The organism is Paenibacillus sp. FSL R7-0313 (genome assembly GCF_037969885.1).
Classification (GTDB): domain Bacteria; phylum Bacillota; class Bacilli; order Paenibacillales; family Paenibacillaceae; genus Paenibacillus.
In genome coordinates, this window is record NZ_CP150219.1 from 3,612,762 (window position 1) to 3,635,404 (window position 22,643).

At 45.9% G+C, this 22,643-nt stretch carries 19 protein-coding genes; 15 read left to right on the forward strand and 4 right to left on the reverse strand.

Translation table 11 applies throughout. From position 1 onward, the window contains the following. Nucleotides 1-56: 56 nt before the first annotated feature. Nucleotides 57-1,292, forward strand: a complete 1,236-nt coding sequence (locus NSQ38_RS15850; protein WP_339782891.1) for an MFS transporter — start codon at nt 57-59, stop codon at nt 1,290-1,292. A gap of 103 nt (nt 1,293-1,395) precedes the next feature. Here NSQ38_RS15850 and msrA read toward each other — a convergent pair whose 3' ends face one another. Then, nucleotides 1,396-2,358: a peptide-methionine (S)-S-oxide reductase MsrA gene (gene msrA, locus NSQ38_RS15855; protein WP_339782893.1), complete on the reverse strand. Its 963-nt coding sequence runs from the start codon at nt 2,356-2,358 to the stop codon at nt 1,396-1,398. 180 nt (nt 2,359-2,538) lie between these two features. Next, nucleotides 2,539-3,150, reverse strand: a complete 612-nt coding sequence (locus NSQ38_RS15860; RefSeq protein WP_339782895.1) for a VTT domain-containing protein — start codon at nt 3,148-3,150, stop codon at nt 2,539-2,541. Between the two features lie 199 nt (nt 3,151-3,349). Here NSQ38_RS15860 and NSQ38_RS15865 point away from each other — a divergent pair, with 199 nt between their 5' ends. Together NSQ38_RS15865 and NSQ38_RS15870 are read left to right on the forward strand one after the other, a co-directional pair. Further along, nucleotides 3,350-4,288 (forward strand): Gfo/Idh/MocA family oxidoreductase, encoded by a 939-nt coding sequence (locus NSQ38_RS15865; RefSeq protein ID WP_133385437.1) that lies wholly within the window; start codon nt 3,350-3,352, stop codon nt 4,286-4,288. A gap of 32 nt (nt 4,289-4,320) precedes the next feature. After that, the gene (locus NSQ38_RS15870) at nt 4,321-4,635 is read left to right on the forward strand and encodes a hypothetical protein (RefSeq protein WP_091028755.1); all 315 of its coding nucleotides are present in this window, start codon (nt 4,321-4,323) and stop codon (nt 4,633-4,635) included. A gap of 25 nt (nt 4,636-4,660) precedes the next feature. Here NSQ38_RS15870 and NSQ38_RS15875 read toward each other — a convergent pair whose 3' ends face one another. Beyond that, complete coding sequence (locus tag NSQ38_RS15875; protein WP_133385436.1) at nt 4,661-5,479, reverse strand: AraC family transcriptional regulator; 819 nt, start codon at nt 5,477-5,479, stop codon at nt 4,661-4,663. Between the two features lie 190 nt (nt 5,480-5,669). Between NSQ38_RS15875 and NSQ38_RS15880 the strand changes: the two genes are divergently transcribed. The 6 genes from NSQ38_RS15880 (at nt 5,670) to NSQ38_RS15905 (ending at nt 11,354) form a co-directional block, all read left to right on the forward strand. After that, entirely contained in the window at nt 5,670-6,782 is a 1,113-nt protein-coding gene (locus NSQ38_RS15880; protein WP_036614448.1) for a Gfo/Idh/MocA family oxidoreductase, read from the forward strand. 201 nt (nt 6,783-6,983) lie between these two features. Continuing rightward, entirely contained in the window at nt 6,984-7,952 is a 969-nt protein-coding gene (locus NSQ38_RS15885) for a sugar phosphate isomerase/epimerase (protein ID WP_339782897.1), read from the forward strand. A gap of 24 nt (nt 7,953-7,976) precedes the next feature. After that, the gene (locus NSQ38_RS15890) at nt 7,977-8,705 is read left to right on the forward strand and encodes a trehalose utilization protein ThuA (protein ID WP_017687549.1); all 729 of its coding nucleotides are present in this window, start codon (nt 7,977-7,979) and stop codon (nt 8,703-8,705) included. Between the two features lie 518 nt (nt 8,706-9,223). Beyond that, nucleotides 9,224-9,520, forward strand: a complete 297-nt coding sequence (locus NSQ38_RS15895) for a helix-turn-helix domain-containing protein (RefSeq protein WP_076333333.1) — start codon at nt 9,224-9,226, stop codon at nt 9,518-9,520. Between the two features lie 191 nt (nt 9,521-9,711). Beyond that, entirely contained in the window at nt 9,712-10,443 is a 732-nt protein-coding gene (locus NSQ38_RS15900; protein ID WP_339782899.1) for a hypothetical protein, read from the forward strand. Between the two features lie 197 nt (nt 10,444-10,640). After that, complete coding sequence (locus tag NSQ38_RS15905) at nt 10,641-11,354, forward strand: hypothetical protein (protein WP_076318956.1); 714 nt, start codon at nt 10,641-10,643, stop codon at nt 11,352-11,354. Nucleotides 11,355-11,441: 87 nt separating this feature from the next. Here the strand turns inward: NSQ38_RS15905 and NSQ38_RS15910 are convergent, their stop codons facing one another. Further along, complete coding sequence (locus NSQ38_RS15910; RefSeq protein WP_076333276.1) at nt 11,442-12,158, reverse strand: Crp/Fnr family transcriptional regulator; 717 nt, start codon at nt 12,156-12,158, stop codon at nt 11,442-11,444. Nucleotides 12,159-12,588: 430 nt separating this feature from the next. Here NSQ38_RS15910 and adhE point away from each other — a divergent pair, with 430 nt between their 5' ends. From adhE to NSQ38_RS15940, 6 genes are all read left to right on the forward strand, one after another. Then, entirely contained in the window at nt 12,589-15,201 is a 2,613-nt protein-coding gene (adhE, locus tag NSQ38_RS15915; protein WP_339782901.1) for a bifunctional acetaldehyde-CoA/alcohol dehydrogenase, read from the forward strand. A gap of 980 nt (nt 15,202-16,181) precedes the next feature. After that, nucleotides 16,182-18,440 carry a formate C-acetyltransferase gene (gene pflB, locus NSQ38_RS15920; RefSeq protein WP_339782903.1) on the forward strand — a complete coding sequence of 753 codons (2,259 nt, stop codon included), beginning with the start codon at nt 16,182-16,184 and terminating at the stop codon, nt 18,438-18,440. Between the two features lie 89 nt (nt 18,441-18,529). Next, the gene (gene pflA / locus NSQ38_RS15925; protein WP_091028774.1) at nt 18,530-19,282 is read left to right on the forward strand and encodes a pyruvate formate-lyase-activating protein; all 753 of its coding nucleotides are present in this window, start codon (nt 18,530-18,532) and stop codon (nt 19,280-19,282) included. Nucleotides 19,283-19,505: 223 nt separating this feature from the next. Further along, nucleotides 19,506-20,873, forward strand: coding sequence for an extracellular solute-binding protein (locus NSQ38_RS15930; RefSeq protein ID WP_091028776.1), 1,368 nt, complete (start codon nt 19,506-19,508; stop codon nt 20,871-20,873). A gap of 51 nt (nt 20,874-20,924) precedes the next feature. After that, the gene (locus tag NSQ38_RS15935) at nt 20,925-21,809 is read left to right on the forward strand and encodes a sugar ABC transporter permease (RefSeq protein WP_036614432.1); all 885 of its coding nucleotides are present in this window, start codon (nt 20,925-20,927) and stop codon (nt 21,807-21,809) included. Beyond that, on the forward strand, nt 21,809-22,639 hold the full coding sequence (locus tag NSQ38_RS15940) for a carbohydrate ABC transporter permease (protein ID WP_091028779.1): 831 nt from the start codon (nt 21,809-21,811) through the stop codon (nt 22,637-22,639). The genes NSQ38_RS15935 and NSQ38_RS15940 overlap by 1 nt, the downstream gene beginning before the upstream one ends. Nucleotides 22,640-22,643: the final 4 nt, after the last annotated feature.

The following is a 22,643-nucleotide window of genomic DNA, read 5'->3' on the forward strand; positions in this document are numbered from 1 at the left end:
TTTTTCTTTTTAAATATTAATAAACCGGACAGTCGGTTTAAAAGAGGAGATGGAGAATGAACACATTGTTCAGAAACAAAGCTTTTTTAATCGTGACAGGGTCTGATCTGCTGCAAAATCTGGCGATATGGATCCGAAATATGGCAATCCTCTATTATGTGATGGATCGAACTCAGGGAAGTCCAATAGCCGTCTCGCTGATTACCGTACTTGAATATGCTCCGATTTTTGTTTTCTCCATCATTGGCGGTGCACTTGCTGATCGCTGGAATCCCAAACGTACGATGATACTGGGGGATATTCTGAGTGCGTTGTCTATTGTCATGATTATTGGCGTCTTATCTTCTGGGTATTGGCAAATTCTATACGTAGCCACGTTTGTATCCTCTATCGTTAGCCAGTTTTCTCAACCATCCTCTCTAAAGATTGTGAGGCGAAATGTAAAGGGAGAACATTTGCAGTCTGCAATTGCTATTACACAGAGTGGTCAATCGTTGTTTTTAATTCTCGGACCAATCGTCGGAACGTTTATATACACTGCAATGGGGATTCAGGCGTCCATGTACGCTTTACTCATTCTATTCCTCACCTCTGCGCTTCTACTCACATTTCTGCCTAAAGATGCCACTCAGCGGGAAACAAATACCTCATTATTAGCGGATATCAAAGAGGGCTGGCAATATGTTGCTCGATCTCGCTCGTTAAAAATGCTTAGTCTGGTATTCATCTGTATAGGGCTTTCTGCGGGTCTCATCAGCCCACTTGGAATATTTCTGATCACCGAACGTTTGGGACTTGAAGCAACGTCGTTACAGTTTTTGTCTGGTGCATCTGGAATAGGTTTATTGATTGGAGGAGGTATTGCGGCTGCTGTAAGTGCCAAGCTGAACCAGACCTTAACTCTGCTTGTAGGTGTGCTGTGTCTGGCTGTAGCCACGATGGGGGAAGTGTTATCCAGTTGGTTCTGGCTGACCCTTTTGATCAGCTTCTTGAGCTCAATCAGTTTGGCATTCGTCAACGTCATCATCTCCACATACTTGGTCACTCGGATCGATGAGCACTTGATCGGGAGAGTGAATGGCACCATCACACCTTTATTCATAGGAAGTATGCTTCTTGGATCTTCCATGGCAGGTGTACTGATGAACAGCACATCCATTTTTATCGTCTACGCAATCTCGGTTACCGTGATGATCATGGGTATTGTTCCAGCGATGCGAATTCAATTTCGTAATGATCAGACGGCTCCTGCCAGTCAATTGAGTTCGGAAATCTCTTCGAGCCAAATCTAATCAATGCATTCTCCTGTAACATTAGTTCGTCTATTAAAAAAAGAATGTACAACAAAAAGCAGCGGGATCATCCCACTGCTTTTTGTTGTATTTGTATTAAAACTTATTGGAAAAGGACGGCGTACTCACCGTATCCTTCTTTTAGCAAGTCTTCTTTGGGTACAAAACGAAGTGCCGCAGAGTTGATGCAATAACGCATTCCACCTGCTTCGGCAGGACCATCGTTGAACAGGTGACCCAGATGGGAATCACCCTCACGACTTCTCACTTCGGTACGAATCATGAAGTGGCTGAGATCAGTTTTTTCCTTCACGTTGTGGTCACGCAATGGACGTGTGAAGCTCGGCCAGCCGCAGCCGGAGTCGTATTTGTCGGTAGAACTGAACAATGGCTCGCCAGATACGATGTCCACATAGATACCATCACCGTGGTGATCCCAGAATTCGTTATGGAATGCAGGCTCGGTCGCGCTGTTCTGCGTAACTTCATATTGAAGCGGCGTCAAACGCTCTTTCAGCCCGTCTTTATCCACGTTACCGGACCAGTTGCGTTCGATAAAGTCTACGCGTCCAGAACCTTTGCTGTAGCGTTTATAGTGCGCAGGGTTCTTCCGGTGATAATTTTGGTGATGTTCTTCCGCTTCATAGAACGGTTTGGCTGGCAAAATGGGTGTGAAGATTGGTTTGTCAAAACGTCCACTTTGTCCCAGCTCCGCTTTGGAAGCTTCTGCAATCTGGCGCTGTTCTTCGCTGTGATAGAAGATGGCCGTCTGATAGGAAGATCCACGGTCATGGAATTGTCCGCCTGTATCCGTAGGATCAATCTGCTGCCAGAACAGTTCAACCAGTTTCTTATAAGGGAAGATGGCAGGGTCGAACGTAATTTGTACAGCCTCTACATGTCCTGTTGTCTCCGAGCAGACCTCTTCATATGTTGGATTCTCGGTATGTCCTCCTGTATAACCCGATACGATCTTATGAATACCGGGCAGTTCTTCAAAGGGGGATACCATACACCAGAAGCATCCGCCTGCAAAAGTTGCTAACTCACTTGAATGTTGTTCCATGCTATAGTCACTCCATTTCTGATGAAGATTTAGCGCTCGTGTTCGAGCTCCAGCAATCTACCGTTTTATTAAACTTGTTACACAAGCATTAGGCTTGCTCTTCTATTATATCCTGAATTGGCAAGCCAACCAAGCCGGAATGAAAACAAGCTGAATCTGAACGGTTTGCGAATTCTGAATTCAGGCTTTGTTGCGTGACCGAAAGCGAAATAAGAGCAAAACAATGGCCATGAACACCAGATATCCGGCAAGGATGGCCAGGCTCAGCCAGATTGAGGTTTCAGCTTGTGCACCTGCGTAGGCAAATACAAAAATCGCTGGCATTTTCCCAATGGCGGTGGCAACCATGAAGACCCAGAATGGCGTGTAAGTTATACCTGCGTAAATATTAACGGCCATCTGAGGCACGATCGGTAACAGTCGCATCGACATGACGCCCATGAACGGATGTGCTTCCATCCATGTGGTAAAACGGTTCAGACCCCGAATGCGTTCGAGGTACGATCTCGCCTGATGTCTGAAAATGGTTCTTGCTCCGCCATAAACGAGCATGGCTGCAAGTGTGGTGCCAAGCCAGCATATCCAGGCTGCCGTGGTAGTACCGTAACTGTAACCAAAGGCGATAATAACAAACTTATAAGGAATTACTGGCACAAGAGCAAACAATGTTGCCATGGCGAGTAACAACGGGATGGACTGATGGAGATTGGTCCAGGCCAGCAGTTCATATCTGTAAATAAACGTGACTCCTGCAAGTAAAACATATAACAGAAGCCATAACCATTTTCGCAAAATCCCAAACGCTCCTTTCAGATCAGGCAGGTCTAGTCGTATCCCAATCTGTACTGCTGTTCCTCATAAGTTTACCACGTTCGCCCATTGTCTGAACAATTCGTGCGAAGTCTGCTGCAATCACTGGCAAGTTGCTGTCCGAAGGGTTACACTATAGGACGTGGAAATATAGAACCGAACTGAAGGTGGAATGATCATCATGGAAACAACCCAACGTAAACGAGTTGCAATTATCGGCCTCGGCGATATTGCACGTAAAGTATATTTGCCGCTGTTAACAGCTCATCCGAACGTGGAGATTGTAGGCATTATGAACCGATCTCCAGAGCCGGTCAAAGCCGTTCAGGAGGCGTATCGATTAGAACGGGGAACAACGGATCTGAAAGAACTGTTGTCCTGGGATCTGGATGCCGTGTTTGTACATACAGCAACGGAAGCGCACTTTGACATTGTCATGCAATGTCTGGAACAGGGATTAGCCGTGTACGTAGACAAGCCGTTATCCTATACGATTCGGGAGTCGGAAGAGATGACTGCTTTTGCCGAGGCACAAGGGCTGCTACTAGCAGTGGGCTTCAACCGCAGATTCGCACCGATGTACCAAAAAGCCAAAGAATGGATGCAGGGTGGAAAAGGTTTTGAATCCTTGACAGTGACCAAACATCGTACAGGCATTCAGGATCGTCCTACGGCAGAAACCATCTATGATGATCTCATCCATATGCTGGATCTGATGTTGTGGTACTCGGATCATAATGTGGAGTTGCTTCATCAATGGATTCGGAAGAATGATCTGGACAGACTGCTTCATGCAACCGGAACGGCCAAGCTGGGCAGAACAGCCTACGGTCGATTCGATATGGTGCGTGAAGCTGGGGCAGATCTGGAGAAGATCGAATTGCATGGTGGTGGACGATCTGTTGAAGTGGTGAACATGGACACGATCAGCTACATGGAACAGGGGAGTCTGGAAACTAAAGAAACGTTCGGGAGCTGGGACACTGTGTTAGCACGCAGAGGTTTTAGCGGAGCAGTTGATAATTTCCTGGCTTGTCTGGACTCACCTGATGATTGCCTGATCAGTGCAAGTCATGTCATGGACAGTCATGAACTGGCGGAACAATTGATTCGCAAATAATTGCAGAATACACATACGGAGGAATACAAGTCATGGATGAATATGAAAAGGAACGTAATAAACAGATCGAGGAAGCTGTCATTGAAACTTATAAACAGGAAGAAGAGATGATGATCCTCGTATTTGCCCAGTGGTGTGTCAATAATGGTTTGGACCCGGAAGAGATGTACCGGCAAGCCTACCCGAATCAGCAGAGCAACGAGCGTTTGCAGCAGGTGCAGAAGCTGATTGTATCCAAGGAGGAAGCCGGTGAGATCCCGGATGATACGGTACTTGGCGTGTTGTCCATGTTTGGCAATGAAGATCTGGCGATGGTTGTATCCGAGGCCATAGCCGCGCGCAAATAAGTTCAACTTACGTATACTGGTATGATTACATCTGTTCCCGGTGAATGACGCGGAATTCCTTCGGGGACATGCCAAACCGGGAACGGAATACCCGATGGAAATAGGTATAGTTGTTAAAGCCGGAAGACTCAGACACTTGCTCCAGGGTCATTGGACTGAAAATAATCCGTTCCCTCGCCATGTTCAGCCTTACGTCAAGCGTGTATTGCATGATGCTTTTGCCAAACGCTTCTTTGAAGAGATGAACACCCCGTGAGACACTGATACCAATATGTGTTGCCACATCATCGAGCTTGAATAAAGAGGAAGCGTTTTCTTCAATATAATTCTTGATCTCATAAGCCACGTAATTGGTATTGGTTATCGTTGGATGCTCCGCGAGCAGACGATCCACTTCGAGACATAAAATTCGCATATAATAACTTGAAATTTCCGGATAAGGATTGGAGATGCGGCGCTGCTCCAGTACGAGCTGTCGAAACAGGACCAAGAGGCTTTCCGTCAGTTCGACTTTAATTCGGGTCGGCCGTTTGTGACGTTTCCACCACTCATCCACCCAGGAACCATTGAAGAAGATGTGATAGTCGCCACTCTCCACCAGTCGTTCTCCCATCGGATTGGTTTCATTGTCTATTCTCAGCTCATAAGGCTCGTCAGGATCAAAAAGAAGCAGATCGCCCGCATCCACCAGGGACATGTCTCCGTCTATGCGTGCGCGGCAACGTCCGTCTGTTTGCAGTCTTAACAGGTAGTTCTTCACCCCTTCAGGCTGCACCATAGCGTAGGGTTTACGATGAAATGAAAAGCCTGCTGTAAGAACTTGGCAGGAAGAATCTGTCGGCATGGGCATACTCCTTGCAATTTGAAAATTATGACCAGATAGTTCATGTTTCAATCATATTATTCATTTTAATTGAAGCTGAAACGGAATACCATAGTATTAGATTTAAGGAACAGGAAACATCCAACAAAACATATGTATCTCAACCATTCAAACGCAGATTTTCACCATGCGTAAGGAGATGAACGTCACAGTGGAGAAAATGAAAGCAGGCATCATCGGGTGTGGTAACATCAGCGCTATCTACTTGGAAAATCTCAAAAACAACCCGGTCATTGAAGTCGTGGCTGTTGCGGATTTGATCCGTGAACGCGCTCAGGAACGGGCAGATGAATTTAATATCGCAAACGTTTACAATGTAGATGAGTTGCTGCAAAATAACGAAATTGAACTTGTGTTGAACCTTACGGTTCCTGGCAGTCATGCCATGACCGATCTGGCTGCACTCGAAGCAGGCAAACATGTGTATGCCGAGAAGCCGCTGGCAATTTCTCTTGAGGATGGTCGCAAGGTTGTTGAGTTGGCTGAGGAAAAGGGATTGTATGTTGGTTCTGCACCGGATACCTTCCTTGGTTCAGGCATACAGACAGCTCGTAAAGCCATTGAGGATGGGCTCATTGGCAAGCCGGTTGCAGCGACTTCATTCTTTATGGGTGGAGGACCAGAAGCTTGGCATCCTAATCCGGAGTTCTTTTATGTCGCAGGTGGCGGACCGATGTTTGATATGGGACCTTACTACCTGACCGCTCTGATTACGCTGCTTGGACCGATACGCAGAATCAGCGCCTCGGCAGGCATACAGATTGCAGATCGCAAGATTGGCTCTGGGCCTAAGGAAGGAACAGCACTGCAAGTAGAGACGCCTACCCACTTGGCAGGAACCATTGATTTTGCAGAAGGTGCCATTGCAACCATGATCACCAGTTTTGATATTCGCGGAGCTTCGGATCTGCCACGTATTGAAATCTATGGTACAGAAGGTACGCTTAGTGTACCGGACCCCAATTATTTTAACGGGGAAGTGAAGGTTCGCAGATACGGTCAAGACACTTGGGAGACGGTCAAACCAGTCTTCGAAAGTGGACAAAACGAACGAGGCATCGGCGTAACGGAAATGGTTGAATCCATTCGTGCCGGAAGGGAACACAAAGCCAGTGGCAAGCTTGCTTATCACGTACTGGAAGCCATGCATTCATTCCAGCGTTCTTCACTTGAAGGCAAGCACATACATCTGGAAAGCAGCTATGATTCTTTTGCAGTAACTCGCACAGTTCAAACTGAGATTGAAACCGTGGAATCCCACTAGTCTGAGCAATAAGTGTTCGAAGCTTGATGCTCTTGCGAGTGAAGCAGAATAACCAGTATTCTTACGTTCAATTTCAGGATAGAAACACTCTCGATTTTCCACACTAATCAAACAGGCATGTGATCTGAACGGTAATTGTATACAGTTCAATATTCATGAATTCAGCAATCATACGATATCTAATCCAGGGAGGAATCGCACTTGAAACTCGGCGTATTTTTGGTACTATTCGGAGGACGTAAATTGGAGGATGCTCTTGATTATGTAGCATCCAAGGGATTAAAAGCAGTAGAGATCGGAACAGGCGGACATCCAGGCAATGCACATTGTAAGCCAGATGAGTTGTTAAGTAATCCTACAGCATTGAAAAACTTCAAAAATGCAGTGGAATCACGTGGTTTGACGATCAGTGCACTGAGCTGTCACGGTAACCCGCTACATCCGCAAAAGGATATTGCCAAAAGATTCCACGATGATTTTGTTAAAACGGTAGAACTGGCTGAGAAGCTGGAAGTACCTGTAGTGAATACATTCTCAGGTTGTCCGGGAGACCATGAGGATGCCAAATATCCGAACTGGCCTGTTGCACCATGGCCAAATGACTTTCAGGAGATCCTGAAGTGGCAGTGGGAGAACAAAGTTATCCCTTACTGGACAGAGTGGGGGAAATTTGCAGCAGATCGTAACGTAAAAGTTGGATTGGAGCTGCACGGTGGATTCTCCGTTCATACTCCAGCAACGTTGCTGAGACTGCGTGAAGCAGCAGGTGAAGTGATCGGAGCCAATCTGGACCCAAGTCACATGTGGTGGCAAGGTATTGATCCGGTTCAGGCAATTCACATCTTGGGACGTGAAGGAGCCATCCATCACTTCCATGCCAAAGATACAACGATTGATCCGGTAAACGTGAACAAACACGGTGTAACGGATATGCAGGACTACACCAATATGCTGGATCGGGCTTGGCAGTTCCGCTCGGTTGGTTATGGACATGATAACAAGACTTGGGCAGATATTATGAGTGCCTTGCGTCTGGTCGGATATGATTATGTAGTAAGTATTGAGCACGAAGACGGTCTGATGTCGGTTGAAGAAGGATTCTCTAAAGCCGTGCAAAATCTCCAGCAAGTATTGATTGAAGAACCGCTGGGCGATATGTGGTGGGTTTAGAGCTACACTAGGGGGAAATTGAATATGATTAACGTCACCATTTGGAATGAATTTGTCCATGAGAAAATTCACGATGAAGTAAGGGAAGTCTACCCGGATGGTCTGCATCGAGCACTGGCTGACGGACTTGGCGGCGAAGGCTTTGCTATTCGTACAGCTACACTGGATCAGCCTGAACACGGATTAAGTGATGAAGTGCTGAATTCCACAGATGTGCTCATATGGTGGGGACATATGGCACATGATCGCGTAAGCGATGAGATCTCACAGAAGGTCGCGCAGCGAGTGCTGAACGGCATGGGAATGATTGTGCTCCATTCAGGTCATTTCTCCAAACCATTCAAAGCGCTGATGGGAACCAGCTGCGATCTGAAATGGCGTGTAGCTGACGAGCAGGAAATTGTATGGTGTGTTAACCCATCTCATCCGATTGCGGATGGCATCGAGGGCAAGATTGTATTGGAAAAAGAAGAGATGTACGGTGAATTCTTCGATATTCCAGTACCGGATGAACTGGTGTTTGTAAGCAACTTCCAGGGTGGAGAAGTATTCCGGAGTGGATGCACGTTCCGGCGTGGTGAAGGTAAAATCTTTTATTTCCGACCAGGTCATGAGACGTATCCGACCTATTACAAACCGGAAATATTAAGAGTGATCAGCAACGCTGTGAAATGGGCATATCCTGCCCGCAGCTTTAAGCCGGAATTTGGCAAGAGCGAACCTGTAAGACCATTTGGTGGCGTGCTGGTTTAATTTACTAATTGCTTCGTGAAAGATATATATATATAATTTCAATTAACCTTTACACAATAACGGAGAGGGCAGAAATAACTTGAAGAAGCGGAGCGTGCGCCTTTATCCCCGGATTTTCCCTTTAGAAAGGAATCAAAAAAATCTGGGGATAACAGCGATCGGAAAGTTGTTCTGACGTCGTAGTGGTAGTGTAAATATTCTTTAGGTGAACTTATACGAATAATGTATACGAAGGAACCCTTCTCCGAGTCAATGATGACTGTGGCAGTTGGGTTCTTTTTGGGTAAGATAGTACTATGGGGAAGTTATACGATATTTCCCATGGTTACGACGCAGCGTGTAATGTATACTGGGATGTATGATCCATTTTGGATGTTATGCTTCTAAAATTTAAACTTTTTAGTTGCAGACGTTTTCTTTGAAGCTTAAATATGTTATTATGAAATATACTAACAAAATGTAAGTTGATTTGAGTGATCTCTAAAGAGGTGATTAATGTGGAAGGTCAAGACTTGCGGATGTGTCCGCGTTTTGAGACGGCGTTTTCTTTTTTGGGCAAACGCTGGAATGGTTTAATTATTCAAACATTGATGAGTGGTTCGAAGCGATTCAAGGATATCTCCAATTTGATCCCGTCCATGAGTGACAAGATGTTATCCGAACGGATGAAAGATCTGGAGAGTGAAGGTATTCTGGTTCGTCACGTCTATCCCGAGACGCCGGTTCGTATTGAATATGAACTGACGGATAAAGGTAGAGCGCTCCAGCCTGTCATGAATCAAATTCAAGACTGGGCTGAGAAGTGGGTTGACTAACGTATAAGTATCACCCACTTTCGTTGCATGAATGACATAGACTCCTGATTTCCGTGGAAATCAGGGGTTTTTGTCTTAAGTATAACGTGGATCGGCGTTTTTCTCTTGGGCTATGCACAAGTTGTCATGAGTTGTAGTATAATCTATAGAAAATGGCCACAGACGGCCGGAGCGAAGGAGGCCCACTTGTCATGAGAGAAGAAAGCTTATCCCGTGAAGTACGCTACGGCAAAAAAGATATTGCAGAACTTGAGAGCGCATCCATTCAGGTACATCTGATTTACAAAAAAGCTGCGGAGTTGTTTAAGCGCACAGCATATTCCCGTTCGGTTAAGGATGATCTTGCCGAAGTGAATACGCATTCTGTGAACAGCGATGGTCCGAGATTAGCTCCGGCGGTGCTGCAAAAATGGATTCAAACGTCCAGGGGCTGGAAGTGTATCGGATGTGAGCTGGGACAACCTGATTCAACGACTTCTCAGATGGAGGAAACCATCCATGGTAAACGGTTGGTTCTGGATGTGGGAGAAGGTCGGTTGGTTCAGGCAGAAATGCTGATTCAGGCGGTTGTCTGGTCTCAATATGAGAAGATTCGAATGTTTGCACCATGGCTTGGTGATGAACCCTTTTATAGCGTGCAGGAACTGGATGTCATTGCCCGTTATATTGTGCCTACCTATTTCTCGGAACGGCCTTTGCATGAGCAAGGCAAGGTATTCAAGGTCCATCAACAATATGGGCAGATTCCGTTGTATCAGGAGTATGTAGACGCACCTTCATGTTGCGTGCAGGTGGACGGTGGATTGCTTGAAGGGCGATTGATGACGGGTGTATACGTATCTGAGGAGCAGTTCTTCGGGCTTAATCCATATCTGAAAGATGGCGATGGAGGACGGACATACATGCAGGCTAGTGTCCAGTGATAACGTAACCAATTCGAACATAAAAATGAATTAGATTGGAGAGCCTGTGTGCAGGCTCTCTTTCTTGTACAAGCCCTATTTGGAGGGGACACCCTATAAAAGTAACGGCTTTGACACTTTTTTTTGCCGAAAGTTGTGCCATAATAGAGGTTATGGACAACAGGGTGAATGATTTTACGCAGGGTGGTGTTACCTACATGATGAAGAAAATCCCCGGTTACATAGGTGTATGTTTGCTCCTACTGGCGATCTTGGCTGGTTGTAGTGAGACACAGCCTTCTGAGCAGCCAATTGTCAAGGAGACAGAAACAGCGAATACAATTACAGTGGCTGTAGATGGCAGTACATTTTTGCCTGATGCAACAAAGTCCATTAAGCGAGATTTTAGTGAGGGTTTGACACTCAAAAAAGCATTACTTAATAGCGGACTGGTAGATTTTACGGCAGATGGCAAACGGATTCAATCCGTCGGAGAAGTTTCTCTGGATTCTTCGCTGAGCTGGGCTGTCAAATTAAATGGCAAGGATATTGAGCAGCAAGATTGGGACATGGAGCTTCATGCCAAAGATGAAGTAATCATTTACGTGAAAGCCGCTGACAGTGGGGGGGATGGCGTTGCATATCAGACAACGTTACTCAAGGTTAGCGGTGGAAACATTATGCCAACCCTTAATCGTCAATATGCCGGCGTCTACGTTCAAGAGTGCACAGTTCGCGATGTGTTGAAGTCCAGCGGCATTGTAAGAATGTCGGAGAACAACAAATTTGTCGTTTCGGTCGAGAATGTCACGCCTCGTATGAATGAGCGGTGGGTGATTATGGTGAATGACAAAGAATTAATGGAAAATGGTCTGGACATGAAATTGAATCCACGTGATGCGGTGAAACTTGAATTGACCAATGCATCCTAAGCATACCAAGAAGCCCAATCTCTTTTTAGAGAACTGGGCTTTTTTTCATTAAATATATAAGCATTATCCGATTAGCATAGTCAAATATTAAATACGACAGATCTCGTTCGGGCAAAGCTCACAGTGACAGATCCCTTGCAGCATCTTCAGATCTTTGATAACAATCATGCCATTGTCGTATTCAATCGCATCTTTCTTACGCAGGTCGCTTAACATGCGGTTTACACTTTCACGAGTGGCTCCAATCATATTGGACAGATCCGTGTGGGTAATTTTTTTGTGAATAATGACATGCTCTCCATGAGGCTCACCATACGAATTCGATAACCGAATGAGGGTGGAGCAGAGTGCACCCGGTTTACCGTATAACATGAGATCCCGGAATTTGGTCTGTGTCAACCGGTGGTGGATGCCCATCCATTTCATAAAGTCGATCGCGAAGTCACAATGCTGGCAGATTAACATCTCCAGGTCTTTATGCTCCAGTACACCGATCTCACTGTCCTCTAATACTTCCGCTGAGAAGCTGTGTTTAGAGCCAAAGAAGGGATCAGCCTGCCCAATCATATCACCGGATTGATACATGTACATGATCAGTTCCTTGCCTTCATCCGTGGATTTGGTGATCTGGGCACGACCCCGTTTCATATAATAAAGTTTGTCAGAGATGTCGCCTTCCCAGTACAGATGTGTACCTTCCGGATAAGTTCTATCTTTCATGGTAACCAGCAGATGGTTGAAATTTGCTTCCGAGAAACAGTTGGTATTACCGCGCTTTTCCAGTACAGTGGTTAGTTCTCTCATAAGTCTATCTCCCCTTTATGTCCATCGGACGACCTTCTGTAATAAGCAGTAGCCTCCGAGGTTCGCCGCAAACCGTTGCCGTCCTGATCAGGGTCATCTCGGCCGGGAGGAAGGACGGTACAAATTGCGGTGGTTCAATTTTTAAGTTCAGTATATACCTAATCTTACCGTTTGAGGGGGAAGGAAAGGAGGCAAAAATGACGAAATTTCAAACATTGTGATTAAATTCACTTTTAATGGAGACGATGAATTTTACAGCCCTATATTTTAAATATGAAGTGAAAATGGTCGTATGAAGGACACTACAAAACTTAAATTAAATTTGTTATACTTTGTGAAAAAAATCACATAATTAAGTTTATTGTCATGTTACGATGTGAATGTAAACGAGAGAGACAAACTAATACGAACCTTTAGGAGGATGAGGGAGATGGCTGTAAAGAACGAAGTCGCCCCAGCAAAAGAACCGACAGCAGGTCAGTATATTCAAACGTTAATTGACAAAGCGAATAAAGCACACGCCGCATTCATGAAGATGGACCAAAAGCAGATTGACCGGATTGTGCAAGCAATGGCGCTTGCGGGTCTGGATAAACACATGATGCTCGCCAAGATGGCCGTAGAAGAAACAGGCCGCGGAGTGTATGAGGATAAAATCACCAAAAATATATTTGCAACAGAATATGTGTACCACAGCATTAAGTATGACAAAACCGTAGGTGTGATTGAAGATAACGAATATGAGAGCTTCCAGAAAATTGCGGAGCCGGTTGGTATCATCATGGGTATTACACCAGTAACCAATCCAACATCAACAACGATGTTTAAAGCACTGATCTCCATCAAGACGCGTAACCCGATCATCTTTGGTTTCCACCCATCTGCACAGAATTGTAGCCGGGAAGCTGCCAAAATCTTGCTGGAAGCGGCTGTGAAACATGGTGCACCAGCAGATTGTATTCAGTGGATTGATGATCCTTCCATGGATCGTACAAACGAACTGATGAATCACAATGATGTGGCTCTCATTCTGGCAACAGGCGGATCAGGTATGGTACGTGCAGCGTATAGCTGTGGTAAACCTGCACTGGGCGTAGGACCGGGTAACGTTCCTTGCTTTATCGAGAAAAGCGCAGATATCAATCAGGCAGTGACGGATTTGATCCTGTCCAAATCTTTCGATAACGGCATGATCTGTGCTTCCGAACAAGCGGTCATCATTGAAGAACCGATCTTCGATCAAGTGAAGAAAAAAATGATTGCGAATGGCTGTTACTTTGTTAACAAAGATGAAGCAGCAAAATTGACAGCAGGTGCGATTAATGCCGAGAAATGTGCGGTGAACCCGGCGATTGTTGGTCAATCTGCGGTAAGCATTGCGAAATTGTGCGGTATTGAAGTTCCAGCAGGCACCAAAATTCTCGTGGCCGAGATTGAAGGGGTGGGTACCAAATTCCCATTGTCGGCTGAGAAATTAAGCCCGGTACTGGCTTGTTACAAAGTCAAAACGGCAGCAGAGGGCATTGAGCGTGCGGCAGAAGTGGTTGCTTTTGGCGGCATGGGTCACTCCTCGGTTATCCACTCCACAAATGAAGAAGTGATCGGCAAATTCGCAGATCGTCTGCAAACTGGACGGATTATTGTGAACTCACCATCCACACACGGTGCCATCGGGGATATCTACAACACGAATATGCCATCATTGACACTGGGATGCGGATCATACGGACGTAACTCGACTTCTTCCAACGTAACCGCTGTGAACTTAATCAATGTGAAAAGGGTGGCTCGCCGTACCGTGAATATGCAATGGTTCAAAGTGCCGAACAAAGTCTATTTCGAAAAAGGGGCAACACAGTACCTTGCCAAAATGCCTGACATCACACGTGTGGCGATTATTACGGATGCGATGATGGTGAAGCTTGGATATGTGGAAAAAGTAGAGCACTATCTGCGTCAACGTCAAATGCCGGTAGCGATCGAAGTATTCTCCGATGTAGAGCCCGATCCGTCCACAACGACGGTAGATCGCGGAACAGAAATGATGCGCCGTTTCCAACCGGACTGCATTATCGCACTTGGCGGTGGATCACCGATGGATGCTGCCAAAGCCATGTGGTTGTTCTATGAATATCCGGACACGGACTTCAATGACCTGAAACAGAAATTCATGGATATCCGCAAACGGATCTACAAATATCCACGTCTCGGTGTAAAAGCGAAATTTGTAGCGATCCCAACAACATCGGGTACAGGTTCTGAAGTGACATCGTTCGCTGTTATTACAGATAAAAATCAAGGTAACACCAAATATCCATTGGCCGACTATGAGCTGACACCAGACGTAGCGATTGTCGATCCGGAATTCGTATACTCCCTGCCTAAAACGGCGGTTGCGGATACAGGTATGGACGTACTGACGCATGCGATTGAAGCATATGTGTCTGTTATGGCAAATGATTACACAGATGGACTTGCGATCAAAGCCATTCAACTGGTGTTCCAATACCTGGAGCAATCGGCACTGCAAGGCGACAAACTGGCACGTGAGAAAATGCATAATGCTTCCACAATTGCCGGTATGGCATTTGCCAACGCATTCCTGGGCATTAACCACAGCTTGGCGCACAAATGGGGCGGTCAGTACCACACCGCACACGGACGCACCAATGCAATCCTGATGCCACACGTCATTCGATACAACGCGAAAAAACCGACCAAATTTGCATCGTTCCCGAAATATTCGCACTTTGTAGCGGATGAGCGATATGCCGAAATCGCCCGTATCTTGGGATTGCCTGCTCGCACGACAGAAGAAGGCGTAACCAGTCTCATCAATGCGATTCGCAAACTGAACAAAACATTGGGCATTGAAGAATCGTTCCAGGAAATCGGATTTGATGCCAAAGACTTTGAAGCACATGTAGATTATCTGGCAGACCGTGCCTTTGAAGACCAATGTACAACCGCCAATCCGAAGTTGCCGCTGGTAACTGAACTGGCTGATGTATACCGCAACGCTTTCTACGGAAAGTTTGAATAATAAACTTAGAACGAAGCATGCCTTACGGCAAGAAGATCAGGGTTCCCCGAGAGGGGAGCCCCGATTGCCGTCTTTCACACAATAACGAGAGGGCAGAAAAACAGAAGAGTGAAGCCTCTGTTTTTCAGGATTTATTTTAAGATTTGATTTGCTCCGAGCATAGAGGAGCAAAAGGGTTCTAAAGAGGTGGCACGGAATTCGTGATGTGGCCGTTTGAGCCAGATGTTCACACAATAAAGAAAAGGGCAGAAAAACAGAAGAGCGAAGCACCTGTTTTTCAGGATTTATTCTAAGTCTTGTTTTGCTCCGAACATGGAGGAGCAAAGGTTCTTAAAGAGGTTACACGGAATCCGTGATGTGGCCGTTTGAGCCAGATGTTCACACAAAGACGGAGATGGCAGAAATAACCTGAAAAAGCGAAGCTTGCGTCTTCGAAATAAATATTGAATTTTATTGTTTTATTAGTAGAACTACCTAATGTACACGATAACGGAGAGGAGAGAAAAAACCTGAAGAAGCGGAGCGGTCGCCTTTATCAACGGATTTTCACCTTTGAAAAAGTGAATCAAAAAATCCGGGGATAACAGCGATCGGAAGGTCATTCTCTCCTTGTAGTGGCCAGTGTACATCATCTATGGTTCATACGCTTTTTCAGTAAATTTAAATAATGAACAGCGATCGGAAGTTGTTCTGCCCGCGCAGTGGCTAAGTGTGAATTTACCGGGTTCAATGGGACAAAGCGCAGGTGGAGTGAGTTAGTTCACTGACTTTGTGACAAAAATCACAGATGATGAAAGCCCCAAGTCGTATACTGAAAATGTAAGAAAAACATTCATCCCGCGGTTCCGGTTCCCAAGTAGAGAGAACATGTTCCGGTTTTATGTGAAACAATTCACATTAATCGCGGCTCTGGGCACACAATGCTACGAATGAAGCAATATGTTATGTGTCCAGAAATCCAAATTAGTGGAGGGATTAAGATGTCGGTGATTGAAAAAGATGTCAAACAACAAACAGGCTGGAGAAACTTTACCAAAGGAACATGGACCAAATCCGTAGATGTGAATGATTTTCTGGCAAACAACTTGTCTCCGTATTACGGTGACGAAGCATTTCTCGCAGGTGCAACCCAGAATACCAAGGAATTGTGGGAGATCGTATCTGATCTGACCAAAAAAGAACGGGATAACGGCGGTGTCCTTGACGTTGATGTGAACACACCAGCGACTATTGTTTCTCACCAACCCGGTTATCTGGATCAATCCAAAGAGCAGATTGTCGGCGTTCAGACTGATGCTCCGTTCAAACGTTCCATTCAACCAACAGGCGGAATCCGGATGATGATTGATGCATGTGAAGCATACGGCTTCGAATTGCCTCAAGGTGTCATTGATATATTTACGAACATTCGCAAAACTCATAACCAAGGTGTATTCGATGCTTATACTTCCGATATGCGTGCAGCGCGTAAAGCAGGGATTATTACAGGTCTTCCAGATGCGTATGGCCGTGGCCGGATCATCGGTGACTATCGTCGTGTAGCTTTGTACGGGGTAGACTTCCTGATTCGTAACAAAAAAGGCGAATTGAACGCACTTGAAGTTGATGTCATTGATGAAGATGTCATTCGTCTGCGGGAAGAATTGTCTGAGCAGATTCGTGCATTGCAAGAATTGAAGCAATTGGGCGATATGCACGGGTTCGATATTTCCTTGCCAGCGACAACAGCAAAAGAAGCATTCCAATGGTTGTACTTCGGTTATCTTGCTGCAATCAAAGAACAGAACGGTGCTGCGATGTCCCTGGGACGTGTATCTTCTTTCCTGGATATCTACATTGAACGTGATCTGCAAGAAGGTATTCTGTCCGAAGAACAGGCTCAGGAATTGGTTGACCATTTCGTAATGAAACTACGGATTGTCAAATTCCTGCGTACACCGGATTACAACGAATTGTTCAGTGGAGATCCAACATGGGTGACGGAGTCCATTGGTGGTATGTCTGTGAATGGTGAAACACGCGTAACCAAAAACAGCTTCCGTTTCCTGCATACACTGCACAACCTGGGACCTGCACCAGAACCGAACCTGACTGTACTATGGTCCACGAAACTTCCAGAAGCTTTCAAAGATTATTGCAGTAAAGTATCCATTGAAACAAGTTCAATTCAGTATGAAAATGATGATCTGATGCGTCCAATCTACGGTGACGATTACGGTATTGCTTGCTGTGTATCGGCTATGAAGATCGGGAAACAAATGCAATTCTTCGGTGCTCGTGCCAACCTGGCCAAAGCTCTCCTGTATGCGATCAACGGTGGTCGTGATGAGAAATCCGGAGCACAAGTCGGACCTGAGTATCCTGCCATTACAAGCGAAGTGCTGGATTACAATGAGGTTATGAAACGTTTCAAACCAATGATGGAGTGGCTCGCGAAGCTGTATATGAACACCCTCAACGTCATTCACTACATGCACGATAAATACAGCTATGAGCGTATCGAAATGGCATTGCATGACCGTGACATTGTACGTACGATGGCTTGTGGTATCGCTGGTCTGTCGGTTACAGCAGATTCACTGAGTGCAATCAAATATGCCAAAGTAAAACCAATTCGTAATGAACAAGGCATCGCCGTTGATTTCGAAATCGAAGGAGACTTCCCTTGTTACGGTAACAATGAAGACAGCGTAGACAGCATTGCTGTTGAACTGGTTGAGAACTTCATGGGCATGATTCGTAAGCACAAAGCTTACCGTAACGCAGTGCCAACACAATCCGTTCTGACGATCACATCCAACGTAGTATACGGTAAGAAAACAGGGACTACACCGGATGGTCGTAAAGCAGGTGAACCATTTGCTCCAGGTGCGAACCCAATGCATGGTCGTGACAAAAAAGGTGCACTGGCATCCCTTGGATCTGTAGCCAAATTGCCTTATGAACACAGTCTTGACGGTATTTCCAATACCTTCTCCATCGTGCCAAAAGCATTGGGTAAAGAGGAGACTACACGTAAATCCAATCTGACTGCGATGATGGATGGGTACTTCGGTCAAAACGCTCATCACCTGAACGTTAACGTATTTGATCGTCAGCAATTGATTGATGCGATGGATCACCCGGAAAACTATCCGCAACTGACTGTACGGGTATCCGGATATGCGGTTAACTTCATTAAACTGACTCGTGAACAACAGTTGGATGTCATCAACCGTACGTTCCATGGCTCTATGTAAGTAATTTGCAAGTAGAAGACCGTTAGAGCAAGGCATTCCAAATCATATTAAACGCACAGCGGATGCGGATACAGAAAGGAAGAGGCAGCATGGTTAAAGGACATATTCATTCACTCGAAACTTTCGGGACGGTTGACGGCCCAGGCATCCGCTTTGTGCTTTTTATGCAAGGATGTCTACTCAAATGTCAGTATTGCCACAACCCTGATACATGGGCGCTGGATGGTGGAAAAGAAATGACGTTAGAGGAGGTACTGGCTGAAATTGAGCCTTATCTATCCTACTACCGCAGCTCTGGAGGCGGACTCACGATATCTGGCGGAGAACCAACGTTACAGGCCCACTTTGTAGGGGAAATCTTCAAAGAAGTGAAGCGCCGCTGGGGATTGCATACGACACTGGACAGCAACGGATTTAACGAACCGGAACGGATTCACGATCTGTTGGATCACACAGACCTGGTTCTGCTGGACCTCAAACATATTGATGATGAGAAACACATCAAGTTGACAGGCAAATCCAACGAGAGAACGTTGAAAACGGCCAAGTGGTTATCGGAGCAGGGCCGGAAAATGTGGATACGCCACGTGTATGTGCCTGGCATTCATAACGAGGAAGAGGATCTGCTTAACCTCGGACGGTTTATTGGGACATTAAATGGCGTCGAGAAGTTCGAAATTCTTCCATACCATCAGATGGGGATTTACAAATGGGAAGCGCTCGGTAAAGTATATCCACTGGATGGTGTTCCTTCACCAAGTGAAGAAGAAGTGGAGCGGGCGTATCGCCTGATCGAACAAGGTCGCCAGGAAACGGCTGGTGTGGCTTGTTCAGGTAAGTAATCTAACCTTTATATATAGTAAAAACAATCAATCAAGCAGTCCTTGCGAACATGTTTCGCAGGGGCTGTTTTTTTGCTGATATCCATTGTAAATGCAAGATTATGGGTCCAGTGAAGGATTTTATCCCTCCATTGATGAATTGTCATCCTTACGATGTAAGCTCCGGCTTTTTATAATCAGAGTGTAAAGCCAAATGCTCAATATCTTGAGGAGGGTCAACCAGATGAAAAAAGGAATGACATTACTGCTTTCATTATTGCTTATCACTTCATGGACTTTGGCGGGATGTGCAAGCTCAAGTAACGAGCCACAGCAGGGCGCAGGCAATACACCTGTGGAGGAGACAAGTAAGGAACCGGTTGAGATGCTTCTCCGTCACACGCAGGTGGGAGCCGACAAACAGAAAAGACTGGCCATTCTGCAGGATGTTGTGGACAAAGTTGAGGGTGAGATACCCAATCTGACCTTTACGCTGGATGGTGTCGAATCCGATGTGAATCGCAAGGAGAAGCTTCGCGGGGAGATGGCGGCAGGTAACCCGCCGGATATATTTGAACTGTTCGGTAGCCCGGATTCCAAAGTTTATGCCAAGGAAGGTATGCTGCTTGATCTGACTCCGATCTTGCAAGAGCTGGGCATTCAGGACCAGTTTACATCGCTTGAACCGTTTACGTATGAAGGCAAAGTATATGGACTGCCGATTGGCGGTTCGGGCGAAGGTTTTTTCTATAATAAAGAGTACTTCGAACAAAAAGGATGGAAAGCTCCAACCACCATGGCTGAACTGGACAATATACTGGCCGAGATCAAGGCCGATGGCAAAGTGCCGCTTGCTTCAGCATCCAAGGCGGGCTGGGTACCGCTTATGTTAACCAACCACCTGTGGTCCCGGTATGCCGGACCGGAGATTACCGCAAAGTTTGCAACAGGTGAAGCGAAGTGGACCGATCCGGGTGTTGTGCAAGGTTTTGCCAAACATAAGGAATGGGTCGATAAGGGTTATTTCAAAAAAGGTGAACTGGGCTTTGAGTATGCCGAATACACCACGCAATTTACGAGCGGAGAAGCGGTATTGATGTATGACGGAACATGGAAATCATCTGTATTCAAGGAAGGTCAGAGCGGTGAATCGCTCATTGGCAAGGTTGGATTTTTCAATATGCCTCCGGTAGAGAACGGCGCAGGCGATCAGACGTCTTTGATGCGGGATGTGAACAATGGATACGGATTCTCGGCAGCAGTGGCGGATGACCCGCAGAAGCTGGAAGCAGTGAAAGCTTTTATCAAAAATTTCTACAATGAAGATATGCAGGTCCGTGGCCTTGTGGAAGATGGTGTGTTGCCTGCGATGAAGCTGGATGAGAAAGTGCTGACCGACAGTATTACCGATGATCTGATGAAAGAAATTGTGGCTGTGCTTAATGCGTCCAAGACATCGTTCCCGGCATTTGATGCACTCGTTCAGGCCGATGTGACGACAGAGATCAGCAATCTGCAAATCCAGAAGTTGATTGGTGGGCAGACCACCCCAGAGAAAATGGCAGAAGAGCTGCAAAAGGTGCAGGAGGAAGCAAACGCTTCCGTGGAATAATTCAATCCAAGTTGAAACTGCGATCGTTGAAGTGACTGAAGGAGGCTGACCATGAATACTTCACTCCGCAGCCCGTTAATCTATACGTTATTTGTAATGCCAGCCCTAATTCTGTTTGTGATGTTCTTCTTATATCCTATTGGCAGCTCCCTGTACTACAGTCTGACGAGTTGGAATGGGGTATCGGCTGAGCCACGTTTTGTGGGTTTATCCAACTATGTGAAGGCACTGACTGATGAACGATTTTGGATTTCCACACGGAATAACGGCTTTTTCATCGGATTCTCGGTACTGATTCAGGTACCCCTCATCGTCCTGTTTTCACTTCTTATTGCCAATGTGAAAAGGCTAAAAGGTCTGTATAAAACAGCTGTTTTTTTACCATCCATCATGTCGACAGCCGTTATCGGTATCTTGTGGGGGTTCATCTATGAACCCAATATCGGACTATTAAACAAAATACTTCATGTGCTGGGCATCGATCCAATCTACTGGTTATCGGATAACCGATTTGCCATGTTGTCCATTTTGGTGACCAATGCCTGGCAGTGGACGGGATTTTACATTGTCATGGTACTGGCTGCCATACTGGCGATTCCCCGTGATCTGGATGAAGCGGCTGCAATCGATGGGGCAACAGCGGTACAACGTGCAATGCGAATTACGTTGCCGCTGATCCGGCCGATCATTTCAGTGGTGATCATGTTGTCCATTGCAGGTGCCATGAAAGCAGCCGACATCGTGATTGTCATGACCAAAGGTGGGCCCGCTGGGTCCACCGAGGTTCTGGCCACATATATGATCAAATACGCGATTACCAACTTCAAATATGGCTATGGCAATACCATTGCAGTGCTGATCTTTGCTCTGACGCTTGTGCTCACTGCGGTGTATCAACTGCTGGTAGCGAGGCGGAGCGAGAAGGTGGAATATTGATGGCAAAAAGCTTAAAAAGCAGTATACCTCATGTGTTGTTAATATTGTATTTAATCGCGATTTTGTTTCCCTTTTTATTTGTAATCTTCTCTTCATTTAAGCAGGATAACAATGAAATCGCCTTGAACCCATTCGGTCTGCCTACAACATGGGAGTTTAACAATTACGTGGAGGCTTGGGTGAATGCAAAGATTGGCACATATTTCTGGAATAGCCTGTACATTTCGGTTTTATCGTCGGCGTGTACGATTGTGCTTGGTGCCATGTTTGCTTTTGCCGTAACCCGGATGAGACACCGGAGATGGAGCCTGTTTCTGTACAGCTTAATTCTGGCGGGTATGCTTATTCCCAACAATGCACTTATGCTGCCGATATATCTGCTTGTTCGCAAAATGGGCATATTGGATACGCATCTGGCATTGATCGTGCCCTATGTGGCCAATGCGATCCCCTTTACAATTATTATACTGGCGGCTTTTATGCGTTCTCTGCCTGGAGAAATTGAGGAAGCGGCGGTCATGGACGGCTTGAGGGCCCCGGGTATCTTTGCTAAAATAGTGATACCTCTTACGGTTCCGGCTATTGTTACCGTTTTTATCGTTAATTTCCTCGGCAACTGGAACGAATTTTTACTCGCCAACTATTTCTTATCCACCGATAAATTGCGTACGCTGCCAGTGGGCATGGTCCAGTTTCGGGATCAATATCAGATGAACTATGCCCAGATGTCGGCAGGTATTGTATACAGCGTTGTACCTGTACTTGTGATCTACGCTATACTCCAAGAGAAAATTATAGAAGGAGTAACTGCGGGTGGTGTCAAAGGTTAATACC

Excerpts from the sequence above, each read along its gene's own strand:
- NSQ38_RS15850 (WP_339782891.1), top strand. The coding sequence starts at position 57 with ATGAACACATTGTTCAGAAACAAAGCTTTTTTAATCGTGACAGGGTCT.
- msrA (WP_339782893.1), bottom strand. The coding sequence starts at position 2,358 with ATGGAACAACATTCAAGTGAGTTAGCAACTTTTGCAGGCGGATGCTTC.
- NSQ38_RS15865 (WP_133385437.1), top strand. The coding sequence starts at position 3,350 with ATGGAAACAACCCAACGTAAACGAGTTGCAATTATCGGCCTCGGCGAT.
- NSQ38_RS15870 (WP_091028755.1), top strand. The coding sequence starts at position 4,321 with ATGGATGAATATGAAAAGGAACGTAATAAACAGATCGAGGAAGCTGTC.
- NSQ38_RS15875 (WP_133385436.1), bottom strand. The coding sequence starts at position 5,479 with ATGCCGACAGATTCTTCCTGCCAAGTTCTTACAGCAGGCTTTTCATTT.
- NSQ38_RS15890 (WP_017687549.1), top strand. The coding sequence starts at position 7,977 with ATGATTAACGTCACCATTTGGAATGAATTTGTCCATGAGAAAATTCAC.
- NSQ38_RS15895 (WP_076333333.1), top strand. The coding sequence starts at position 9,224 with ATGTGTCCGCGTTTTGAGACGGCGTTTTCTTTTTTGGGCAAACGCTGG.
- NSQ38_RS15900 (WP_339782899.1), top strand. The coding sequence starts at position 9,712 with ATGAGAGAAGAAAGCTTATCCCGTGAAGTACGCTACGGCAAAAAAGAT.
- NSQ38_RS15905 (WP_076318956.1), top strand. The coding sequence starts at position 10,641 with ATGATGAAGAAAATCCCCGGTTACATAGGTGTATGTTTGCTCCTACTG.
- NSQ38_RS15910 (WP_076333276.1), bottom strand. The coding sequence starts at position 12,158 with ATGAGAGAACTAACCACTGTACTGGAAAAGCGCGGTAATACCAACTGT.
- adhE (WP_339782901.1), top strand. The coding sequence starts at position 12,589 with ATGGCTGTAAAGAACGAAGTCGCCCCAGCAAAAGAACCGACAGCAGGT.
- pflB (WP_339782903.1), top strand. The coding sequence starts at position 16,182 with ATGTCGGTGATTGAAAAAGATGTCAAACAACAAACAGGCTGGAGAAAC.
- pflA (WP_091028774.1), top strand. The coding sequence starts at position 18,530 with ATGGTTAAAGGACATATTCATTCACTCGAAACTTTCGGGACGGTTGAC.
- NSQ38_RS15930 (WP_091028776.1), top strand. The coding sequence starts at position 19,506 with ATGAAAAAAGGAATGACATTACTGCTTTCATTATTGCTTATCACTTCA.
- NSQ38_RS15935 (WP_036614432.1), top strand. The coding sequence starts at position 20,925 with ATGAATACTTCACTCCGCAGCCCGTTAATCTATACGTTATTTGTAATG.
- NSQ38_RS15940 (WP_091028779.1), top strand. The coding sequence starts at position 21,809 with ATGGCAAAAAGCTTAAAAAGCAGTATACCTCATGTGTTGTTAATATTG.